The following is a 16,846-nucleotide window of genomic DNA, read 5'->3' as shown; positions in this document are numbered from 1 at the left end:
CCCCGTAACCAACCGGCGCCATCCCCACGCGCGCCTATTGAAACCCCGCCCGCGCACCTCATCTGCATTCCTGAAGCGCGCGTCTGCCGCGCCGCCCACGCCCGACACGCGCACGCGACGTCTGGCACACTGACGATGCGCGTCGCCGTTCGCGCGCCCGCTCGCTCGCACCCCATTTCAAGGCACCGATGGACGTCACCGCCACCCGCCCCGCCCAAGCGCTCGACGCGTTCCACCCGGCCGTCGCCGCGTGGTTCCGCCGCACGTTCGCCGCGCCGACCGGCGCGCAGGCGCTCGCGTGGCCGCACATCAAGGCGGGCCGCTCGACGCTGGTCGCCGCGCCGACCGGCTCGGGCAAGACGCTCACCGCGTTCCTGTGCGCGCTCGACGATCTCGTGCGCGACGCGCTCGCCCACGATGGCGCGCTGCCCGACGCGACGCTCGTCGTCTACGTGTCGCCGCTGAAGGCGCTGTCGAACGACATCCACGTGAACCTCGACGCGCCGCTCGCCGGCATCGCCGAATCGCTCGCCCGCCTCGGCCTGCCGGTGCCGGCGATCCGCACCGCGGTGCGCACCGGCGACACCACGCAGTCCGAGCGCGCCGCGCTGCGCAAACGCGCGCCGCACATCCTCGTGACGACGCCGGAGTCGCTGTACGTGCTGCTGTCGTCGACGTCCGGGCGGCAAATGCTGTCGAGCGTGCGTTCGGTGATCGTCGACGAGATCCACGCGCTCGCGTCGTCCAAACGCGGCAGCCATCTCGCGCTGTCGCTGGAGCGTCTCGACGCGCTGACGGGCCGCGCGCTGCCGCGCATCGGGCTGTCGGCCACGCAAAAGCCGATCGAGGCGGTCGCGCGCTTCCTGGTCGGCGGCCCGGCCGACGCGCCGCGCGACTGCACGATCGTCGATACTGGCCACACGCGCGAACGCGACCTCGCGCTCGAACTGCCGAACGTGCCGCTCGAACCGGTGATGGCGACCGACGTGTGGGACCAGGTGTACGACCGCATCGCCGCGCTCGCGGCCGCGCATCGCACGACGCTCGTGTTCGTGAACACGCGGCGCACCGCCGAACGCATGGCGCGCCATCTCGCGGAGCGTCTCGGCAAGGACGCGATCGCCGCGCATCACGGCAGTCTCGCGAAGGAACACCGCTTCGAGGCCGAACGGCGGCTGAAGCGCGGCGAGCTGAAGCTGCTGGTCGCGACCGCGTCGCTCGAACTGGGCATCGACATCGGCGACGTCGATCTCGTCTGCCAGGTCGGCTCGCCGCGCGGCATCGCGCCGTTCCTGCAACGCGTCGGCCGCTCGGGCCACCACGTCGGCGGCGTGCCGAAGGGCCGCCTGTTTCCGCTGTCGCGCGACGAGCTGGTCGAATGCGCGGCGCTGCTCGACTGCGTGCGGCGCGGCGAGCTCGACACGCTGCGCATTCCCGAAGCGCCGCTCGACGTGCTCGCCCAGCAGATCGTCGCCGAGGTCGCCTGCACGCCGTGGCAGGAAGATGCGTTGTACGCGGCCTTCACGCGCGCGGCGCCCTATGCGCGCCTGTCGCGCGAGCGCTTCGACGACGTGCTCAAGATGCTCGCCGAAGGCTTCACGAGCCGGCGCGGCGTGCGCGGCGCGTATCTGCATCGCGACGTGGTCGGCGGCACGGTGCGCGGCCGCCGCAACGCGATGATGACCGCGACGACGTCGGGCGGCACGATCCCCGACATGGCCGACTACGCCGTGCTGCTGGAACCGCAGGGCATCCAGGTCGGCACCGTCAACGAGGATTTCGCGGTCGAGAGCCTGGCCGGCGACGTGTTCCAGCTCGGCAATCAGTCGTACCGGATCATTCGCGTCGAGACGGGCCGCGTGCGCGTCGAGGATGCGCGCGGCCAGCCGCCGAGCATTCCGTTCTGGCTCGGCGAAGCGCCGGGACGCAGCGACGAGCTGTCGGCAGCGGTCGGCCGGCTGCGCGCGCGGCTCGACGGGTTGCTCGCCGAAGGCGACCGGCTCGTGCAGGCCGGCGAACGCGAGCCCGCGCGGAGCGATCGGCCGCGCGGCGCGAGTGCGAGCGCGGACGCGAACGGCGCAGCGGCCAAGTCGAAATCGAAGTCGAAGCCGATCGAAGCGTCGCGCAGCAATGCGACAGACACCGCCCTCGCCGCCGCGGAAAGCCGTCTCGCGCCGGCGCTGCGCTGGCTCGTCGACGAGCTTCGGCTATCGCCCGAAGCGGCGCGCCAGATCGTCGATTACCTCGCACGCACGCGCGCGGCGCTGGGCGCGCTGCCGACCCAGCACACGCTCGTGATGGAGCGTTTCTTCGACGAGTCGGGCGGCACGCAGCTGGTGATTCATTCGCCGTTCGGCAGCCGCATCAACCGCGCGTGGGGGCTCGCGCTGCGCAAGCGCTTCTGCCGCAGCTTCAACTTCGAACTGCAGGCGGCCGCGACCGACGACGCGATCGTCCTGTCGCTGTCGCTTGCGCACAGCTTCGCGCTCGACGAAGTGTGGCGCTACCTGCGCTCCGCCAGCGCCGAGCATGTGCTGGTGCAGGCCCTCCTCGACGCGCCGCTGTTCGGCGTGCGCTGGCGCTGGAATGCGACGACCTCGCTCGCGCTGCCGCGCTTCACCGGCGGCCGGCGCACCGCGCCGCAACTGCAGCGGATGAAGAGCGACGATCTGCTCGCGACCGTGTTCCCCGATCAGGCCGCCTGCCTCGAGAACGTCGTCGGCGAACGCGAGATCCCGCATCATCCGCTCGTCGACCAGACGCTCGACGATTGCCTGCACGACGCGATGGACGCCGACGGTTGGCTCGCGCTGCTGCGCCGGATCGAAAGCGGCGAAATCGAGCTGATCGCGCGCGACCTGCCCGCGCCGTCGCCGCTCGCGGCCGAGATCCTGAACGCGAAGCCGTATGCGTTCCTCGACGATGCGCCGCTCGAGGAGCGCCGCACGCAGGCCGTGCAGTCGCGCCGCTGGAGCGACCCCGAATCCGCCGACGATCTCGGCGCGCTCGACGCCGATGCGATCGCCGCGGTGCGCGACGAAGCGTGGCCGCTCGCACGCGACGCGCATGAAATGCACGATGCGCTGCTCACGCTCGCGTGCGTCGCCGACAGCGAGGCGAACGCGCACGACGGCTGGCCCGCATGGCTCGCGGCGCTCGCCGAACACCGTCGCGCGACGCGCTGCGTCACGCCCGACGGCCATGTGCTGTGGGTGCCGGTCGAACGTCTGGTGTGCATGCGCGCGCTGCATCCCGACGCACGTTTCAGCCCCGCGCTGAAGGTGCCCGCGGCGTGCGCGCAGCCGTGGGAAGCGGACGCGGCGCTCGTCGACGTGATCCGTGCGCGGCTCACCGGCTTCGGGCCGCTGACGGTCGGCGCGATCGCCGAGCCGCTCGGCCTGCCGCCCGCGTCGGTCGAGACGGCGCTCGCCGCGCTGGAGCGCGAGGGCTACGTGATGCGCGGCCGCTTCACGCCCGGCGCGACGAACGACGAATGGTGCGAACGCCACCTGCTCGCCCGGATTCATCGCTATACGGTCAAGCGCTTGCGCCGCGAGATCGAGCCGGTCGAGCGCGCGGATTTCATGCGGTTCCTGTTGCACTGGCAGCACCTGACGCCCGACACGCGCGGCACGGGCCGCGACGCGCTCGCGGCCGTCGTCGAGCAGCTCGAAGGATACGAGGCGGCGGCCGGCGCCTGGGAAGACGCGCTGCTGCCTGCGCGCCTGACCGACTACACGGCCGGCGGCCTCGACGAGCTGTGCCGCTCGGGCAAGCTCGTGTGGACGCGCATCGGCGCACCGGCACGCGCGGCCGGCACGCCGGTGAAGACCACGCCGGTCGTGCTGCTGCCGCGCCGCCACCTGCGCGCATGGCAGGCGCTGCGCGACCCCGACGCGCAACCGGCGTTGTCCGCGCGCGCGACGCAGGTGCGCGACGCGCTCGTCGCCCATGGCGCGATGTTCTTCGACGCGCTGCTCGACGAGTTGCACATGCTCCCCGTCGAGCTCGAGCAGGCGCTCGGCGAGCTGGTGTCTGCCGGCCTCGTGAATGCGGACAGCTTCGCCGGGCTGCGCGCGCTGCTGAAGCCGGCGGTCAAGCGCAGCGCGACGTATGCGCCGCGCACGCGGCGCGGCGGCGCATTGATCGGCGGGATGGACGATGCGGGCCGCTGGGCGCTCGTGCAGCGCGGCGCGGTGCCGGACGATGCGCCGGCGCCCGCGCCGAAGCGCGGCGCAACGGCGACCGATCCCGATGCGCTCGAGCACATCGTGTGGACGCTGCTGCGCCGCTATGGCGTGGTGTTCTGGCGGCTGCTCGAGCGCGAGGCCGAATGGCTGCCGAGCTGGCGCGAGCTCGTGCGCGTGCTGCAACGGCTCGAGGCGCGCGGCGAGATTCGCGGCGGCCGCTTCGTCGCCGGCATCGCGGGCGAGCAGTTCGCGCTGCCGGAAGCGATCCCGGTCCTGCGTGAAGTGCGCCGGCAGCCGGGCGACGGGCAGTACGTGTGCGTGACCGGCGTCGACCCGCTGAACCTTGCCGGCACGCTGCTGCCCGGCGACAAGGTGCCGGCGCTCGCCGGCAATCGCCTGCTGTTCCGCGACGGCGTGCCGATCGCGTCGCTCGTCTCGGGCACGTTCCACTACGCGGCCGACCTGACGCCCGCCGCGCGCGAGGATGCGCGGCTGCGGCTCGCGCGCCGCCACTGACACAGGCTGACACGCTGCAGGTCGCAGACTACTGAACGCCGCGCCGTTTCGCCATGCCGGTTCGGGTAGCATCGAACGACTCGACGCGCGCCCGACCGCGCGCATCCCACGCGTTCCGGAGACTGCCTTTCATGCCCTCGCATGCCGATTCGCCTGCCGTCCATCACGCAGGCTCGTTGACGATTTTCCAGGGCGCCGCGCTGTATATCGGCGCGGTGCTCGGCACCGGCGTCATTGCGTTGCCGGCGCTCGCCGCCGAGGTCGCCGGGCCGGCCTCGCTGCTCGCGTGGGCGGGGCTCGTCGTGCTGTCCGGACCGCTGGCGGCGACCTTCGCCGCACTCGGCGCGCGCTATCCCGACGCGGGCGGCGTGTCCACCTATGCGCGCCGCGCGTTCGGGCCGAAGGCCGCGGCGATCGTCGGCTGGTGTTTCTATTTCGCGGTGCCGGCCGGCGCACCGGCCGCCGCGATGTTCGGCGGCGCATACGTGGCGGCCGTGATCGGCGGCGGGCATACGACCGTCGTGGTCACGGCCGCCGCGCTGATCGCCGCCGTATCGGCCGCGAATGCGTTCGGCGTCACAGTGTCGGGCCGCATGCAGCTCGTGTTGTCGGCGTTGCTCGTCACGCTGTTGCTCGCCGCCGTGCTCGCGTCCGCGCCGCATGCGCGCCCGGAGAACCTGCAGCCGTTCGCGCCGCACGGCTGGCTCGCGGTCGGTCAGGCCGCGGCGCTGCTGGTGTGGAGCTTCGCGGGCTGGGAGGCGATCACGCACCTCGCCGCCGAATTCCGCCGGCCGGCGCACGACATGCCGCGCTCGGCCGGCATCGCCGTCGTGGTGGTCGGGTTCCTGTATCTGTCGGTCGCCGCGGCCAGCGTGACGGTGCTCGGCCCGTCGGCCGGCGCGTCGGGCGCGCCGCTCGCAGAACTGATCGCGGGCGGCATCGGCGGCCATGCGCAGGTGCTGGCCGCGGCCGCGGCGCTGCTGCTCACGCTCGGGACGATGAACGCGTATTTCGCCGGCGCGGCGAAGCTCGGGGCCGCGCTCGGGCGCGACGGCGCACTGCCCGCGTGGCTCGCGCAAGGCAGTCAGGTGGGCGGCGTACCGCGCCGCAGCCTCGGCGTGATCGCGGCGCTGGCCACCGCCGCGCTGGCCGCGACCGCGTTCTCCGACGTCGGGCCGAAACCGCTCGTGCTCGTCACGTCGGGCTGCTTCGTGATGGTGTACGGGCTCGGCGCCGCCGCCGCGCTGAAGCTGCTGCCGCGTGCGAGCGCCGCGTATCGCTGCGCGTGGGTTTCGCTGATCGCCGTGGCCGGGCTGTTTCTGACGACCGGTTGGTATTTGTTCTTCCCGTTGCTGCTGGCGGGCGCGGCGCTGCTTTATCTGCGGCTCGCGGGACGGCGCGCGTGACCGGCGCACTAACGTGCACTAACGCGCATTCGTGCGCGAGGCGCGGCAGCGTGCCGCGTTGCGTCGCCGCACGGCGCGTCGCCGATCGAATCTGTCGGCGCAACGAATCACCCCGATGACGTGAGGCCGGCGCTGAAGCCGCTGCCGGCGCCAGCCGCATCGCCGACCGGACGCTTCGCCGCGAACGACGACACCCGGCACCGCGCACCGGCCAGCCCAACTCAGCGCTCGCGGCGCCCCGGCTTGCGTGCAGCGCGCGGCGCGCGGCTCGCCTGCACGTCGCGCAGCCGTGTGCGAGCGATCTCGCGCAGCGCGTCGATCAGCGTCCGGGCCACGGGCGACGGCTGAGCATCGGTGCGCAGCACGAGCCCGACCGGTTCGTCGGCACCGGCCGACGGCAACGGCAAGCGCGCGAGCGTACCGGCCGCGAGATCATATTCGGCCGCGTAGAGCGGCACGAACCACACCGCCTCGTTCTCGAGCGCAAGCGCGCGCGCGACCGACACCGACAACACCTCGATGAACGAATCGAGCGGCGGCGCGCCGCATGCGCCGAGCACCTGCTCGGCCGACTGGCGGATCAGCGTGCCGAACGGCGGCAGCACGACCGGATAGCGCGCCAGTTCGGCGGCCGGCGCGGCGCTGGCGAGCAGCGGATGGCCGGCGCGCACGACCGCGACGAGCGGCTCGTTGTACAACTGCTCGAAGGCGAGCCCGATCATCCGCTCGGGCTCCGACAGACGGCCGATCGCGCATTCGATCGCCCCCGCCTTCAGCCGCTCCAGCAGCTCGGCATTCGCGGCCGTCGCGATCCGCACGACGACGCGCGGCCAGCGCGCGGCCAACGCCTTCATCAACGCGGGCGCGAGCGATGCGGCGACCGTCGGCAGCATGCCGATTTCGAGCGTCGCCGCAGCAGCCCCGCCCTCGCGCGCGAGCAGCCCGACGCCCTGCCGCAGCGCGAGCACGCACGCGTTCGCATGCGGGATGAACAGTTGCGCTTCGCGGGTCGGTTGCGCGCCGTGCCGCCCACGCTCGAACAGCTTCACGCCGAGGATCGCCTCCAGTTCGGCGATCGTCTTCGACACGGCCGGCTGCGTGATCGACAGACTTTCGGCCGCCTTCTGCACGCCGCCCAGTTGCGCGACCGCGAGAAAACACTGCAGGTGCCGGAATTTGACGCGGCCGTCCGCGATACGGTTATTCATAACGGGCAGTTATACGAATGACGATGTAGCGCCATTTTGCATAACTTTCCGGAAAGACCCAAGCGCGCCGCTGCGGCGTTACCCGTGACGCCGCAGCGCGTGGAAACCGGTCGGCTCCCAGATGCGCTTCGCGATCAGCAGGCCCGTTCCGCGCTTCTGCCCGAGCGGCGCCGACGACGACTCCGCGTGCAGCGCCGCCGCCTTGCTGCCGAGCCGCCGCAGTTCCTGCTCGAGTTCCGCCGCGGCCGCGTCGGTCAGCATCCCCTGCGAGAACATCATCGTCTCGCCCGGCCCGTCGAAGCGGCTGCCGAGAAAATCGTCGAGCACGTGCGCGTGGAAATACCGCCGAATCGGCCCGCCCGGCAGCCAGTCGAAATCGCGTGCGACGCGCACGCGGATGCGGTCGCCCGGCAGCAGCGCGATCACGTTCATCCGGTCGAGCATCAGCAGGTATTTCACACATTCGGCGTGCGTCAGGCAGTAGGCCGACACGATGTCCTGCACGGTCCAGTAATTGACCGCGCAGACGGCGACCAGCAGCAGCTTCTCGTCCGAGACCAGCAGCGCCTCCTGCTGCTCGGTCAGCACCCGCAGGCGCGGCGCGGACGCCGACGCCTCCTGCACCAGCTCGGCCAGCGTATAGCCGAGCAGTTGCGCGATCTCCACGACGCGCTCCAGCGTGAAGCGGCCGCTCGCGAACAGGCGCTTCACGCTCGTCTCGGACACGTCGAGCGCACGCGCGACGTCGCGATAGGTCATTCCATGCGCCTTCAACAGGCGCTTCAACGTGTGGATGAGTTGGGCGGTTTCGGTCATTCCAGTATCGAAAAATGTTGCTCCAGGTCGGATATTAGGCTACCGACGCATCCGCGTGAGCACTTTGGGTTACTCGTCTGCATAATCCGCTCCGTGCTGTCACCCACCGACGGAGCCGCGATGAACACCCGAACCGACGCCCCTGCCTTCGAGCCGCATCACCCCGCGCCGCGCGCCGCGCGCGACACCGAGCGCATGCTGCCGCTCGCCACGCTGCGCACGCTGGCGGCCGGCGCGCACGTCGGCGATCTGCTGTTCATCCGCGCGCCGTCCCGCAAGCCGGGCGCCGCGGCCGACCACGGCGGCTCGTGGGCCGACCGGTTCGGCATCGTCGTCGATACGTCCGGCGACGAGCCGCTGATCGCCGAACCCGCCTGGGCGCGTACGAAGCTCACGCCGCTGTCGCGTTTCGTCGCCCGGGCCGACGGCGGCCGCATCGCACTGGCGCGCCGCGTCGCGGCCGCGACTGCCGACGCGCAGCGCAGCGTGCACGCGCTGGCCGAACAGCGGATCGATGTGCTGCTCGGCGGCCGCTTCGGCATGCTGGCGGGGCGCGGGTTCTGCGCCAACTACGTCGCCGACGTGATCGGCGCCGACCGCGCGGCGACGGCCGCCGCGCTGCTGCGCAGCGGCCGGCTGTCGGTCGAGTTCGACGGGATCGTGTTCGATCCCGCCCGCCCGTAACGGCGAACCGCGCGGCGCGCGGGGAGACCTTCGAACAAAAACAAGAAGAACCGACAAAAAGCAGCGACGGGCGGGCTGGAGGGCCGTGCACGGAGTCGTCACCGACGATGCGACGCCCGATCGCTTTCTCCGCCGGACGGATCTTCTGTCCGGCGGATCTTTCATTGGGCGGCCGACCATAACTCCCGGTTATGCAATTCGCGAAAAAAGGTCATTTTTCATAACTTTCCGGATTGGCTAAAGTCCTGCCATCCACTCACGCGAAATAACCCAACAGGAGACGCCCGATGGATTCCCCCACGATTCTCACGCCGCGCGACTGGCCGTCGCATCCCGCGTATGTCCATCCCGACTACCGTTCGTCGGTCAAGCGCGGCCCGACGCGCCCGATGATCCCGCTGAAGGAGCGGCTGCGCGACCAGTACGCGCCCGTCTACGGCGCGGAAGATCTCGGCCCGCTCGACCACGACCTGACGAAGAACGCGGTGAAGAACGGCGAACCGCTCGGCGAGCGCATCGTCGTCACGGGCCGCGTGCTCGACGAGGGCGGCAAACCGGTGCGCAACACGCTCGTCGAAGTGTGGCAGGCGAACGCGGCCGGCCGCTACGTGCACAAGGTCGACCAGCACGACGCGCCGCTCGATCCGAACTTCCTCGGCGCGGGCCGCTGCATGACCGACGCCGAAGGCCGCTACCGCTTCCTGACGATCAAGCCCGGCGCCTATCCGTGGGGCAACCATCCGAACGCGTGGCGTCCGAATCACATCCACTTCTCGCTGTTCGGCGACTACTTCGGCTCGCGCCTCGTCACGCAGATGTACTTCCCCGGCGACCCGCTGCTCGCGTACGACCCGATCTTCCAGGGCACGCCGGAGGCCGCGCGCGATCGCCTGATCTCGCGCTTCTCGCTCGACACCACCGAAGAAGGCCATGCGCTCGGCTACGAATTCGACATCGTGCTGCGCGGCCGTGACGCTACCCCGATGGAGCGCTGAACCATGACGACGCTGAAGCAAACCCCTTCGCAAACCGTCGGCCCGTACTTCGCGTACGGCCTGTGCCCGCAGCAATACGGTTACGACCTGAAGAGCCTGTTCACGCCGACGATCGCCGCACCGCATGCCGATGGCGAGCACGTGCTGCTGGTCGGGCAGGTGTTCGACGGCGACGGCAACGTCGTCAGCGACGCGATGCTCGAATTCACGCAGGTGGACGGCGCCGGCCGCTTTCCGGCATCGCGCGACGACGTCGCGAAGTCCGGCTTCACGGGCTTCGCGCGGGTCGGCACGGGCACCGATGCGCAGCACCGCTTCGTCGTCGAGACGGTGAAGCCCGGCCGCATCGCCACCGACAAAGCGCCGCACATCAACGTGACGGTGATGATGCGCGGGATCCTCACGCATGCGTTCACGCGCGTGTATTTCGACGACGAAGCCGCGGCGAACGCGGCCGATCCGGTGCTCAACCTCGTGCCCGCCGAGCGTCGCGCGACGCTGGTGGCGAAGCGCGACGCGCAGCCGGGGCGCCCGGTCGTGTATCGGTTCGACGTCCGCATGCAGGGGCCGAACGAAACCGTGTTCTTCGACGTGTAATTGCGCCGGCCGGTATCGGCCGGCCGATCACACGGACCGCCGGGTCGACGCGCCGCCAGCAGTCGCGTCGTCCGGCGGTTTCGTTTTTCTCGCGAGGTTCGATGCCGTGTTGCAACATCCACGACCGGCGTGGGCGGATGCGCGCCCGTTCGGCGAATTCTGAACATGTATCAAACATGCGCTTGAAACGCATGCTGCACGAGCACATCGATTTCCTCAGACACGCGATATCGTTTGCGTGTTGTGCGGCGTATGCTTTCTTATCGCAAGCGAAGTGCCGCGATTGAATCGGGCCGAGCAGCAATTGCCCGAGCGATGCGTGATTCAAGCGGCGGCTCATTCGCGCGGCTTTTCTGACCGAGTGCCTTTAAGCGCGCCTGTCCCATATCCGGCAGGCGCTTTTTTTGTTCTTCGAGGCCGTAGTCGATGCCTGGGTGTCGCAACCCAGCGAGAAACCCAAGCGGCTCGAACGTACTGCGCAAACAGCGCCTCTGCCCTGCGAAAATCCCCCGACGTTCGGCGACGATGTACTCGAAGCGCGCGTGGTCATCGGCCGTCGCGACGTGATACTCGATTCGCGTGACACGCTTCGACGTGTCGAGCGTGTCTCCTCCTGTTCCTTGCCCTAACCCACCGGACCCGACCGTGCCCCACTCGCTCCTGCGCAGAAAACTACTGATCGGATTACCGCTGCTCGCCGGCACGTGCATGGCTCCCGCGCTGCGCGCAGCCGAAGAATCGCCGCTTGCCGAAATCGAGCGCAGAAGCGGCGGCCGCCTCGGCGTGTTCGCGATCGATACCGGCTCGGGACGCACGCTCGGCCATCGCGCCGACGAACGTTTCCTGATGTGCAGCACGTTCAAGGGACTGCTCGCCGCGCAGATCCTGGCACGCGTCGACAGCGGCTCGGAGCGGCTAGATCGCCTCGTCCACTACACGGAAAAGGACCTGATTTTCACGTCGCCGGTGACGAAGGCCAACGTCGCTCAGGGTGCGATGTCGATCGAGGCGCTCTGCCGCGCGGTTTTGGTGGAGAGCGACAACACGGCCGCGATCCTGCTGATGCGCAGCGCCGGCGGCCCTGCGGCGCTGACGCGCTTCGTTCGCGGCCTCGGCGATACCGTGACGCGCTCCGACCGCTACGAGCCCGACTCGAACCGCTATCACGGCGTGCTCGACACCACCACGCCGAAGGCCATCGCCGCCACGGCGCAGCGCCTGCTGCTCGGCGACGTGCTCAGCGCCGGCTCGCGCGCGCGACTGGAGCGCGGCATGACCGACTGCAAGCCGGGGCTCAACCGGATTCGCGCCGTGTTGCCCGCCGGTTGGCAAGCCGCCGACCGGCCCGGCACCAGCGTCGACCGCGAGACGAACGACTACGCGCTAGTCCGTCCGCCCGGGCGCGCGCCGTTGCTCGTCGCCGTCTACTACGACGCGCCGGGTGTCAGCATGGACGCACGCGAGGCCGTGTTGCGCGAGGCCGGCTCGGCATTCGTGCAGTGGGCGACGCACGCGGGATGAACGGCGCCGACATGCGAAACCGGAAGATCGATTTCCTGCGGGGCTTTTCGATCCTGCTCGTGCTGTTTCACCATTTCAATATCGCTTACCGGCTCGACGACACTGCGCTGTCGCACGTATTCGGCTGGAATGCGGTGCGTGCCGTTGCGCGAAACGGCAACTACGGCGTCACGATGTTCTTCGTGATCTCCGGCTATCTGATCACGACGAACGCGATGCGGCGCTGGTCCGAACTCGGCCACGTCGATATCGGAACGTTTTACGCGCTGCGCATCGCCCGCATCGTCCCCTGCCTGTTGCTGTTGTTGGCCATCGTCAACGCGCTGGCGCTGGCCGGCATCGCGATCTTTCAGAATCACTCGCCGGCCGGCACGCCGGTTTCGTTCTGGCTGGTGAATCTCGCGTCGTTGACGTTCTGGATGAACGTGCTGGTCGGCTCCCACGGCTGGACCAACTATGCGCTCGGCGTGTTGTGGTCGCTTTCGGTCGAGGAAGTGTTTTATCTGTCGTTCCCGCTGCTGTGCGTCGCGCTTCGCCGGGAGGCGCGGCTCGTGGTGTTCTGGCTGTCGTGCATCGTCGCCGGCCCCGTCTATCGTTTCTTCCACCAAGGCGACGAGGGCGACTATCTCTATGCGTATCTCGCCTGCTTCGATGCCATCGCCATCGGTTGCTGCGCGGCATTGCTCGCACGCAAAGTCAAATGGCACGGCCGCGCGCAGACCATGTTCACGGGGTTGACGGCCGCGGGCATGGCGCTCGTCTACCTGTCCTGGCCGATCGGGCAAAGCAACGTGCTCGGCGTGACCGCCATTGCCTTCGGCACGGCGGTTCTGTTGCTGTCCGCGAATTGCGCAGCCGGCACGTCGCTGCGGCCCGCGCGCGTGTCCGCGCTCATCGAAGCGCTCGGCAAGCTCAGCTACGAGCTCTATCTGTTCCACCTTATCGTGCTCGGCTTGCTGAGAACCATTTATCCGCCGTCGCACGTCACGGGCGACGAGAAATTGGCGCTTCTCGTCGGCTATCTGCTCCTTTCCGTCGGCCTGGGCGCCGCCATCGCGCGCAGCTACGCCGAGCCGTCGAACCGCATCGTCCGGAAGTGGCTGACGCCGAGACGTGCCAATCGGCAAGCGAACGCTTTGCGCCGAATCGGCGCGACGTCGAACCTCCCCGATCTGGATTCGCGCGAGCGGCTCGAATGAGCCGCCGCGGCGTCCGCAAGTTCGCCGGGCTTCCGCGCGCCGCTCGGCATCGTGTACCGCGCCTGCGTTAGATAGAAAAAATATCTCCAAATCATCGGAATCAAAAAAGATAGGGAAATTGGCTTCTCCTTGCCGGACGATATGATTCCCCAATCGCACGCACTACCCGATATGTGGGAAGCAGTCGCGCGCAGCAAGCGAGCCGTCGTCGACCGGCTCGCGCGGTGCCCGCTCTGAACGGAAAGGACACGCATGGCCCTCGACGCAAGACAACCTTCGATGCAAGCCCGTCTCAGTCATGGCGGACGGCATCCCGGCCGTTTGCCAGGCACGCTCGGCCTACCCTCGGCGAACTTCACCCGCCCGTTTTCTTCAACGACGCCTATTCATGCAAACGCACCGGACCATTCCGGACGGGGAATCTGCCATGCCTGACGCGAGCCTCGACCCGAGCCGCCTGCCTCCATCGCTGTGGGCGGCCACCGCCGCGCCCGCCGCTGCAACTGCGCCGCTGCCGAGCGGCACGTACTTCGCGGACCTGCTCGTCATAGGCGCCGGCTTCACGGGCCTGAGCGCCGCGCTGCATGCGGCCGAGCGCGGCGCCCGGGTGGTCGTGCTGGAGGCAGCGGAGATCGGCTGGGGCGCGTCGGGCCGCAACAACGGACAGGTGATCCCGGCCATGACGCGCGCGGATCCTGACGCGATCGTTGCCGAGTACGGCGCGGACAAGGGCGAAACGCTCGTCTCGCTGATCGGCGAATCTGCGAACACCGTGTTCGAGCTCGCACGCCGGCACCGGATCGACTGCGCGGCCGTGCAGGCTGGATGGATGCAGCCCGCACATCGCGCGAGCCGCCTGGCGCTTGCGCGCTCGCGCGTCGAGCAATGGCGGCGGCGCGGCGTCGAAGTGGAGTTGCTGGATCGCGATCGCACCGCCGAATTGACCGGCTCGTCGTTCTGGCACGGCGGCTGGCAGAACCCGACCGGCGGGCACGTGAATCCGCTTGCGTTCGTCCGCGGACTGGCGCGCGCCGCGCAGGACGCGGGCGCATGCATCCATACGCACACGCCCGTGTCGTCGCTGACGCGACAGGGCACGCACTGGGTGGCCGCGCACGGCGACGCGGCGGTGCACGCCAGCCGGGTCGTGATTGCCACGCACAGTTACAGCGGCCACTCCACGCGCGCGCCGTGGCCCGGCATTGCGAAGGCGCTGCTGCCGATGCGCTCGTATCAGATGGCCACCCAGCCGCTACCGGCCGATCTGCGCGCCTCGATCCTGCCGCTCGATCACGCGATGTCCGATACGCAATCGGATCTCCACTTCGCCCGCTTCGATCGCGACGGGCGGCTTGTGACCGGCGGCGCGCTCGTCGTGCCGATGGGTTATGAGCGCCGGCTGCCGCAGCGCATCGGTGCGCGCGTGCGGCGGATGTTTCCGCAGCTGAACGACGTGCCGCTTCGTTTCGAATATCTGTGGCATGGCGACTTCGCCGTCACGCCGGACCGGATGCCTCGCTTCGTGAAACTGGATGACGGTCTGTACACGTGGTTCGGCTGCAATGGTCGCGGCGTCGCATTGTCGACCGCGGTCGGCCCCGAGCTTGCGGAAGTGGCGCTGACGGGCGACGAGCGCGCGTCGCGGCTGCCGTTTTCCACGTTGCGGACGATCGCCGCCCATGCGCTCGTCAGGCGTGTGGCGATCGGCGCGATGCTCTATTACCGCTGGAAAGATCACCGAGATTAGGAACCTGCCATGACACAGCATCTTTCGGGAATCGACCATTTCGTCATCGCGGTGCGCGACCTCGATGCCGCGCGCGACGACTTTGCGCGGATGGGATTCGCACTCACGCCGCGCGGTTATCACACCATGGGCTCCGAGAATCATTGCGCGATGTTCGACGGCTGCTACCTCGAACTGCTGACGGTTCGCCGGCCGCATCCCGTCACGGCATTCTTCTCCGACTTTCTCGAACACGGTGACGGAGCGGCTGCGATGGTGGTCGCGACCGACAGCGCGGACGCGCTGTATCGCGACTGGCACGCGGCGGGCGTACCGGCCGAGCCGCCGGTGGCGTTTTCGCGGCCCGTCGCGACGCGCAACGGCACCGGCGATGCGAGCTTCCGCATCACGCAGGTCGACGTCGCCTATACGCCGGGCGGCCGCGTGTTCGCTTGCGAACATCTGACGCCGGAACTCGTCTACCCGCCCGGTGGCGCGCTGCATCCGAACGGCGTAACGAGCCTTGCGGGGATAACGATTGCCGTCGACGCTGCCGCGCTCGAGATGACCGTCGATCGCTACGAACGCGTGCTCGCAGCGAGCGCGACGCGCCTGGACGATGCAAGCTATCTGATCCGCTGCGGGAAGGTCGAGGTTCGTATCGACGGCGCAGCGCGCGCAGAGGCGCTGCGCACCGGACCGCACTTCACGGAGCTCGCGTTCACGGTGCAGTCGCTCGATCGGCTTGCCGATGTGCTGGGCGGTGCCGGCGTCGAGATGCGGCGAAGCGAACGCGGTGTGGTGGTCGAGGGAGCGGTTTCGCACGGGGCGATGCTGCGCTTCGTCGAATGCGCGAGCGTGGGGCGGTTTTGAATGAGGCGGAGCGCGGGTGGGCCCGCGCCGGGCGTACAACCGGCGCACAGCACTCGCGCGACGGCAATCAGTCAGTCCGCGTTTTCCGACACGGATGGCGACGGGAGCCCGGCCAGGATGCCGTCAGATATCGCACGTTGGAAGCGCTCGACCAGGAAGTCCAGTAGCACTCTCACCCGCGGCGTCATATAGCGATTCCGGTTCAACACGGCATAAATGCCGGGTTCGCTTTCGATCCAGTCCGGCAGAACGACCTGGAGTTTGCCGGCGCGAATATCCGCTGCGGCGTCCCAGATCGTTTTTCGAGCGATGCCATATCCGGCCAGTGTCCACGCGCGAGCCAACGCGCCGTCATTGGTTTCCCACGCATTTTCCATTGCCACGGTGTGATTGCAACGCTTGCCTTCCGACACCAGGCGAAACTCGTTCAGTGGCCCTGCAGCCGTAACCAGAACGACGAACTCATGCGCAACCAGATCGGCCGGAACGAGCGGCGTGCCGCATTTGGCCAGATAGTCGGGGGACGCACATAGCACTCGCCAGTTCGGTGCAAGCCGGCGTGCAATCAGTGAGGGGGTGTTCGGCCGGCCAAATCGGATCGCGAGATCGACCTCGTCTTGCAGCAAATCCGATACCGAGTCGGTAAGGTCGAGTGCGATTTTGAGCTCGGGCTGCGTGCGGACGAAGGCTTCCAGCCAGGAGTTCAGCAGATGGCGACCGAAATCGGCCGATGCCGAGATCCGGACTTTGCCCCGCGCTATGCCCCGGCTCGCAGTGAGAGCAGCCTCGCCATCCTCGATGGCCCTCAATGCAATGCTGCAGTGATGGTGATATAGCCGCCCCTCTTCGGTCAGGCGTAGTTGCCTCGTATTGCGGTCGAATAGCCGCGTCGATAGTGCCGCTTCCAATTTGGCGAGCCGTGCGCTCGCTGCTGCTGGGGAAAATCCCAGCTTCCGGCCGGCGGCCGACAAATTGCCCAGTGCCGCCGCTTCCACGAACAAACGCATATCACCCAGTCGATCAGTTGCCATTCTTCATCCAGATTTGAGATGTATTCAAACGGGCGGCCAATTATCAAATCCGTATTTACCAAGCAGACTGCCACTTCGCAAGCC

The 16,846-nt window shown here is 68.9% G+C and carries 13 protein-coding genes; 9 read left to right on the top strand and 4 right to left on the bottom strand.

The window, feature by feature from the left end; genetic code table 11:
- The first annotated feature begins 188 nt into the window (after window positions 1–188).
- A complete protein-coding gene (locus tag C3Y15_RS23775; protein WP_069246507.1) occupies window positions 189–4,706 on the top strand; it encodes a DEAD/DEAH box helicase in 4,518 nt (1,505 codons plus the stop codon).
- A 131-nt stretch (window positions 4,707–4,837) separates the two neighbouring features.
- The gene (locus tag C3Y15_RS23770) at window positions 4,838–6,112 is read left to right on the top strand and encodes an amino acid permease (protein ID WP_069240131.1); all 1,275 of its coding nucleotides are present in this window, start codon (window positions 4,838–4,840) and stop codon (window positions 6,110–6,112) included.
- Between the two features lie 221 nt (window positions 6,113–6,333).
- On the opposite strand, the gene pcaQ is transcribed toward C3Y15_RS23770, so the two are convergent.
- Both pcaQ and C3Y15_RS23760 read right to left on the bottom strand, forming a co-directional pair.
- A complete protein-coding gene (pcaQ, locus tag C3Y15_RS23765; RefSeq protein ID WP_069246508.1) occupies window positions 6,334–7,320 on the bottom strand; it encodes a pca operon transcription factor PcaQ in 987 nt (328 codons plus the stop codon).
- Between the two features lie 78 nt (window positions 7,321–7,398).
- Window positions 7,399–8,136: a helix-turn-helix transcriptional regulator gene (locus tag C3Y15_RS23760; RefSeq protein WP_011882028.1), complete on the bottom strand. Its 738-nt coding sequence runs from the start codon at window positions 8,134–8,136 to the stop codon at window positions 7,399–7,401.
- Between the two features lie 120 nt (window positions 8,137–8,256).
- On the opposite strand from C3Y15_RS23760, the gene C3Y15_RS23755 reads away from it, so the two are divergent.
- The 3 genes from C3Y15_RS23755 to pcaG all read left to right on the top strand — a co-directional run bounded on the left by C3Y15_RS23755 (window position 8,257) and on the right by pcaG (window position 10,412).
- Window positions 8,257–8,820, top strand: a complete 564-nt coding sequence (locus C3Y15_RS23755) for a YiiX/YebB-like N1pC/P60 family cysteine hydrolase (RefSeq protein ID WP_014725035.1) — start codon at window positions 8,257–8,259, stop codon at window positions 8,818–8,820.
- 287 nt (window positions 8,821–9,107) lie between these two features.
- On the top strand, window positions 9,108–9,815 hold the full coding sequence (gene pcaH / locus C3Y15_RS23750; RefSeq protein ID WP_014725036.1) for a protocatechuate 3,4-dioxygenase subunit beta: 708 nt from the start codon (window positions 9,108–9,110) through the stop codon (window positions 9,813–9,815).
- Window positions 9,816–9,818: 3 nt separating this feature from the next.
- Window positions 9,819–10,412 (top strand): protocatechuate 3,4-dioxygenase subunit alpha, encoded by a 594-nt coding sequence (pcaG, locus tag C3Y15_RS23745; RefSeq protein WP_124260236.1) that lies wholly within the window; start codon window positions 9,819–9,821, stop codon window positions 10,410–10,412.
- Between the two features lie 260 nt (window positions 10,413–10,672).
- Here pcaG and C3Y15_RS31840 read toward each other — a convergent pair whose 3' ends face one another.
- Window positions 10,673–11,116: a hypothetical protein gene (locus C3Y15_RS31840; RefSeq protein WP_166677064.1), complete on the bottom strand. Its 444-nt coding sequence runs from the start codon at window positions 11,114–11,116 to the stop codon at window positions 10,673–10,675.
- Window positions 11,117–11,120: 4 nt separating this feature from the next.
- Here C3Y15_RS31840 and bla point away from each other — a divergent pair, with 4 nt between their 5' ends.
- From bla to C3Y15_RS23725, 4 genes are all read left to right on the top strand, one after another.
- Window positions 11,121–11,933 carry a class A beta-lactamase gene (gene bla / locus C3Y15_RS23740; RefSeq protein WP_059474283.1) on the top strand — a complete coding sequence of 271 codons (813 nt, stop codon included), beginning with the start codon at window positions 11,121–11,123 and terminating at the stop codon, window positions 11,931–11,933.
- Window positions 11,930–13,132 carry an acyltransferase gene (locus C3Y15_RS23735; protein ID WP_059474326.1) on the top strand — a complete coding sequence of 401 codons (1,203 nt, stop codon included), beginning with the start codon at window positions 11,930–11,932 and terminating at the stop codon, window positions 13,130–13,132. The genes bla and C3Y15_RS23735 overlap by 4 nt, the downstream gene beginning before the upstream one ends.
- A gap of 427 nt (window positions 13,133–13,559) precedes the next feature.
- Window positions 13,560–14,879 carry an FAD-dependent oxidoreductase gene (locus tag C3Y15_RS23730; protein ID WP_059461106.1) on the top strand — a complete coding sequence of 440 codons (1,320 nt, stop codon included), beginning with the start codon at window positions 13,560–13,562 and terminating at the stop codon, window positions 14,877–14,879.
- 9 nt (window positions 14,880–14,888) lie between these two features.
- Window positions 14,889–15,731: a VOC family protein gene (locus C3Y15_RS23725; protein ID WP_014725041.1), complete on the top strand. Its 843-nt coding sequence runs from the start codon at window positions 14,889–14,891 to the stop codon at window positions 15,729–15,731.
- A 71-nt stretch (window positions 15,732–15,802) separates the two neighbouring features.
- Here the strand turns inward: C3Y15_RS23725 and C3Y15_RS23720 are convergent, their stop codons facing one another.
- A complete protein-coding gene (locus tag C3Y15_RS23720; RefSeq protein WP_014725042.1) occupies window positions 15,803–16,762 on the bottom strand; it encodes a LysR family transcriptional regulator in 960 nt (319 codons plus the stop codon).
- Window positions 16,763–16,846 lie beyond the last annotated feature (84 nt).

Origin of the sequence: Burkholderia sp. B10 (assembly GCF_004368385.1) — a bacterium.
Lineage (GTDB): Bacteria > Pseudomonadota > Gammaproteobacteria > Burkholderiales > Burkholderiaceae > Burkholderia > Burkholderia vietnamiensis.
Note: the sequence above shows the minus strand (reverse complement) of the source record. Positions and strands in the feature narration are given on the sequence as shown.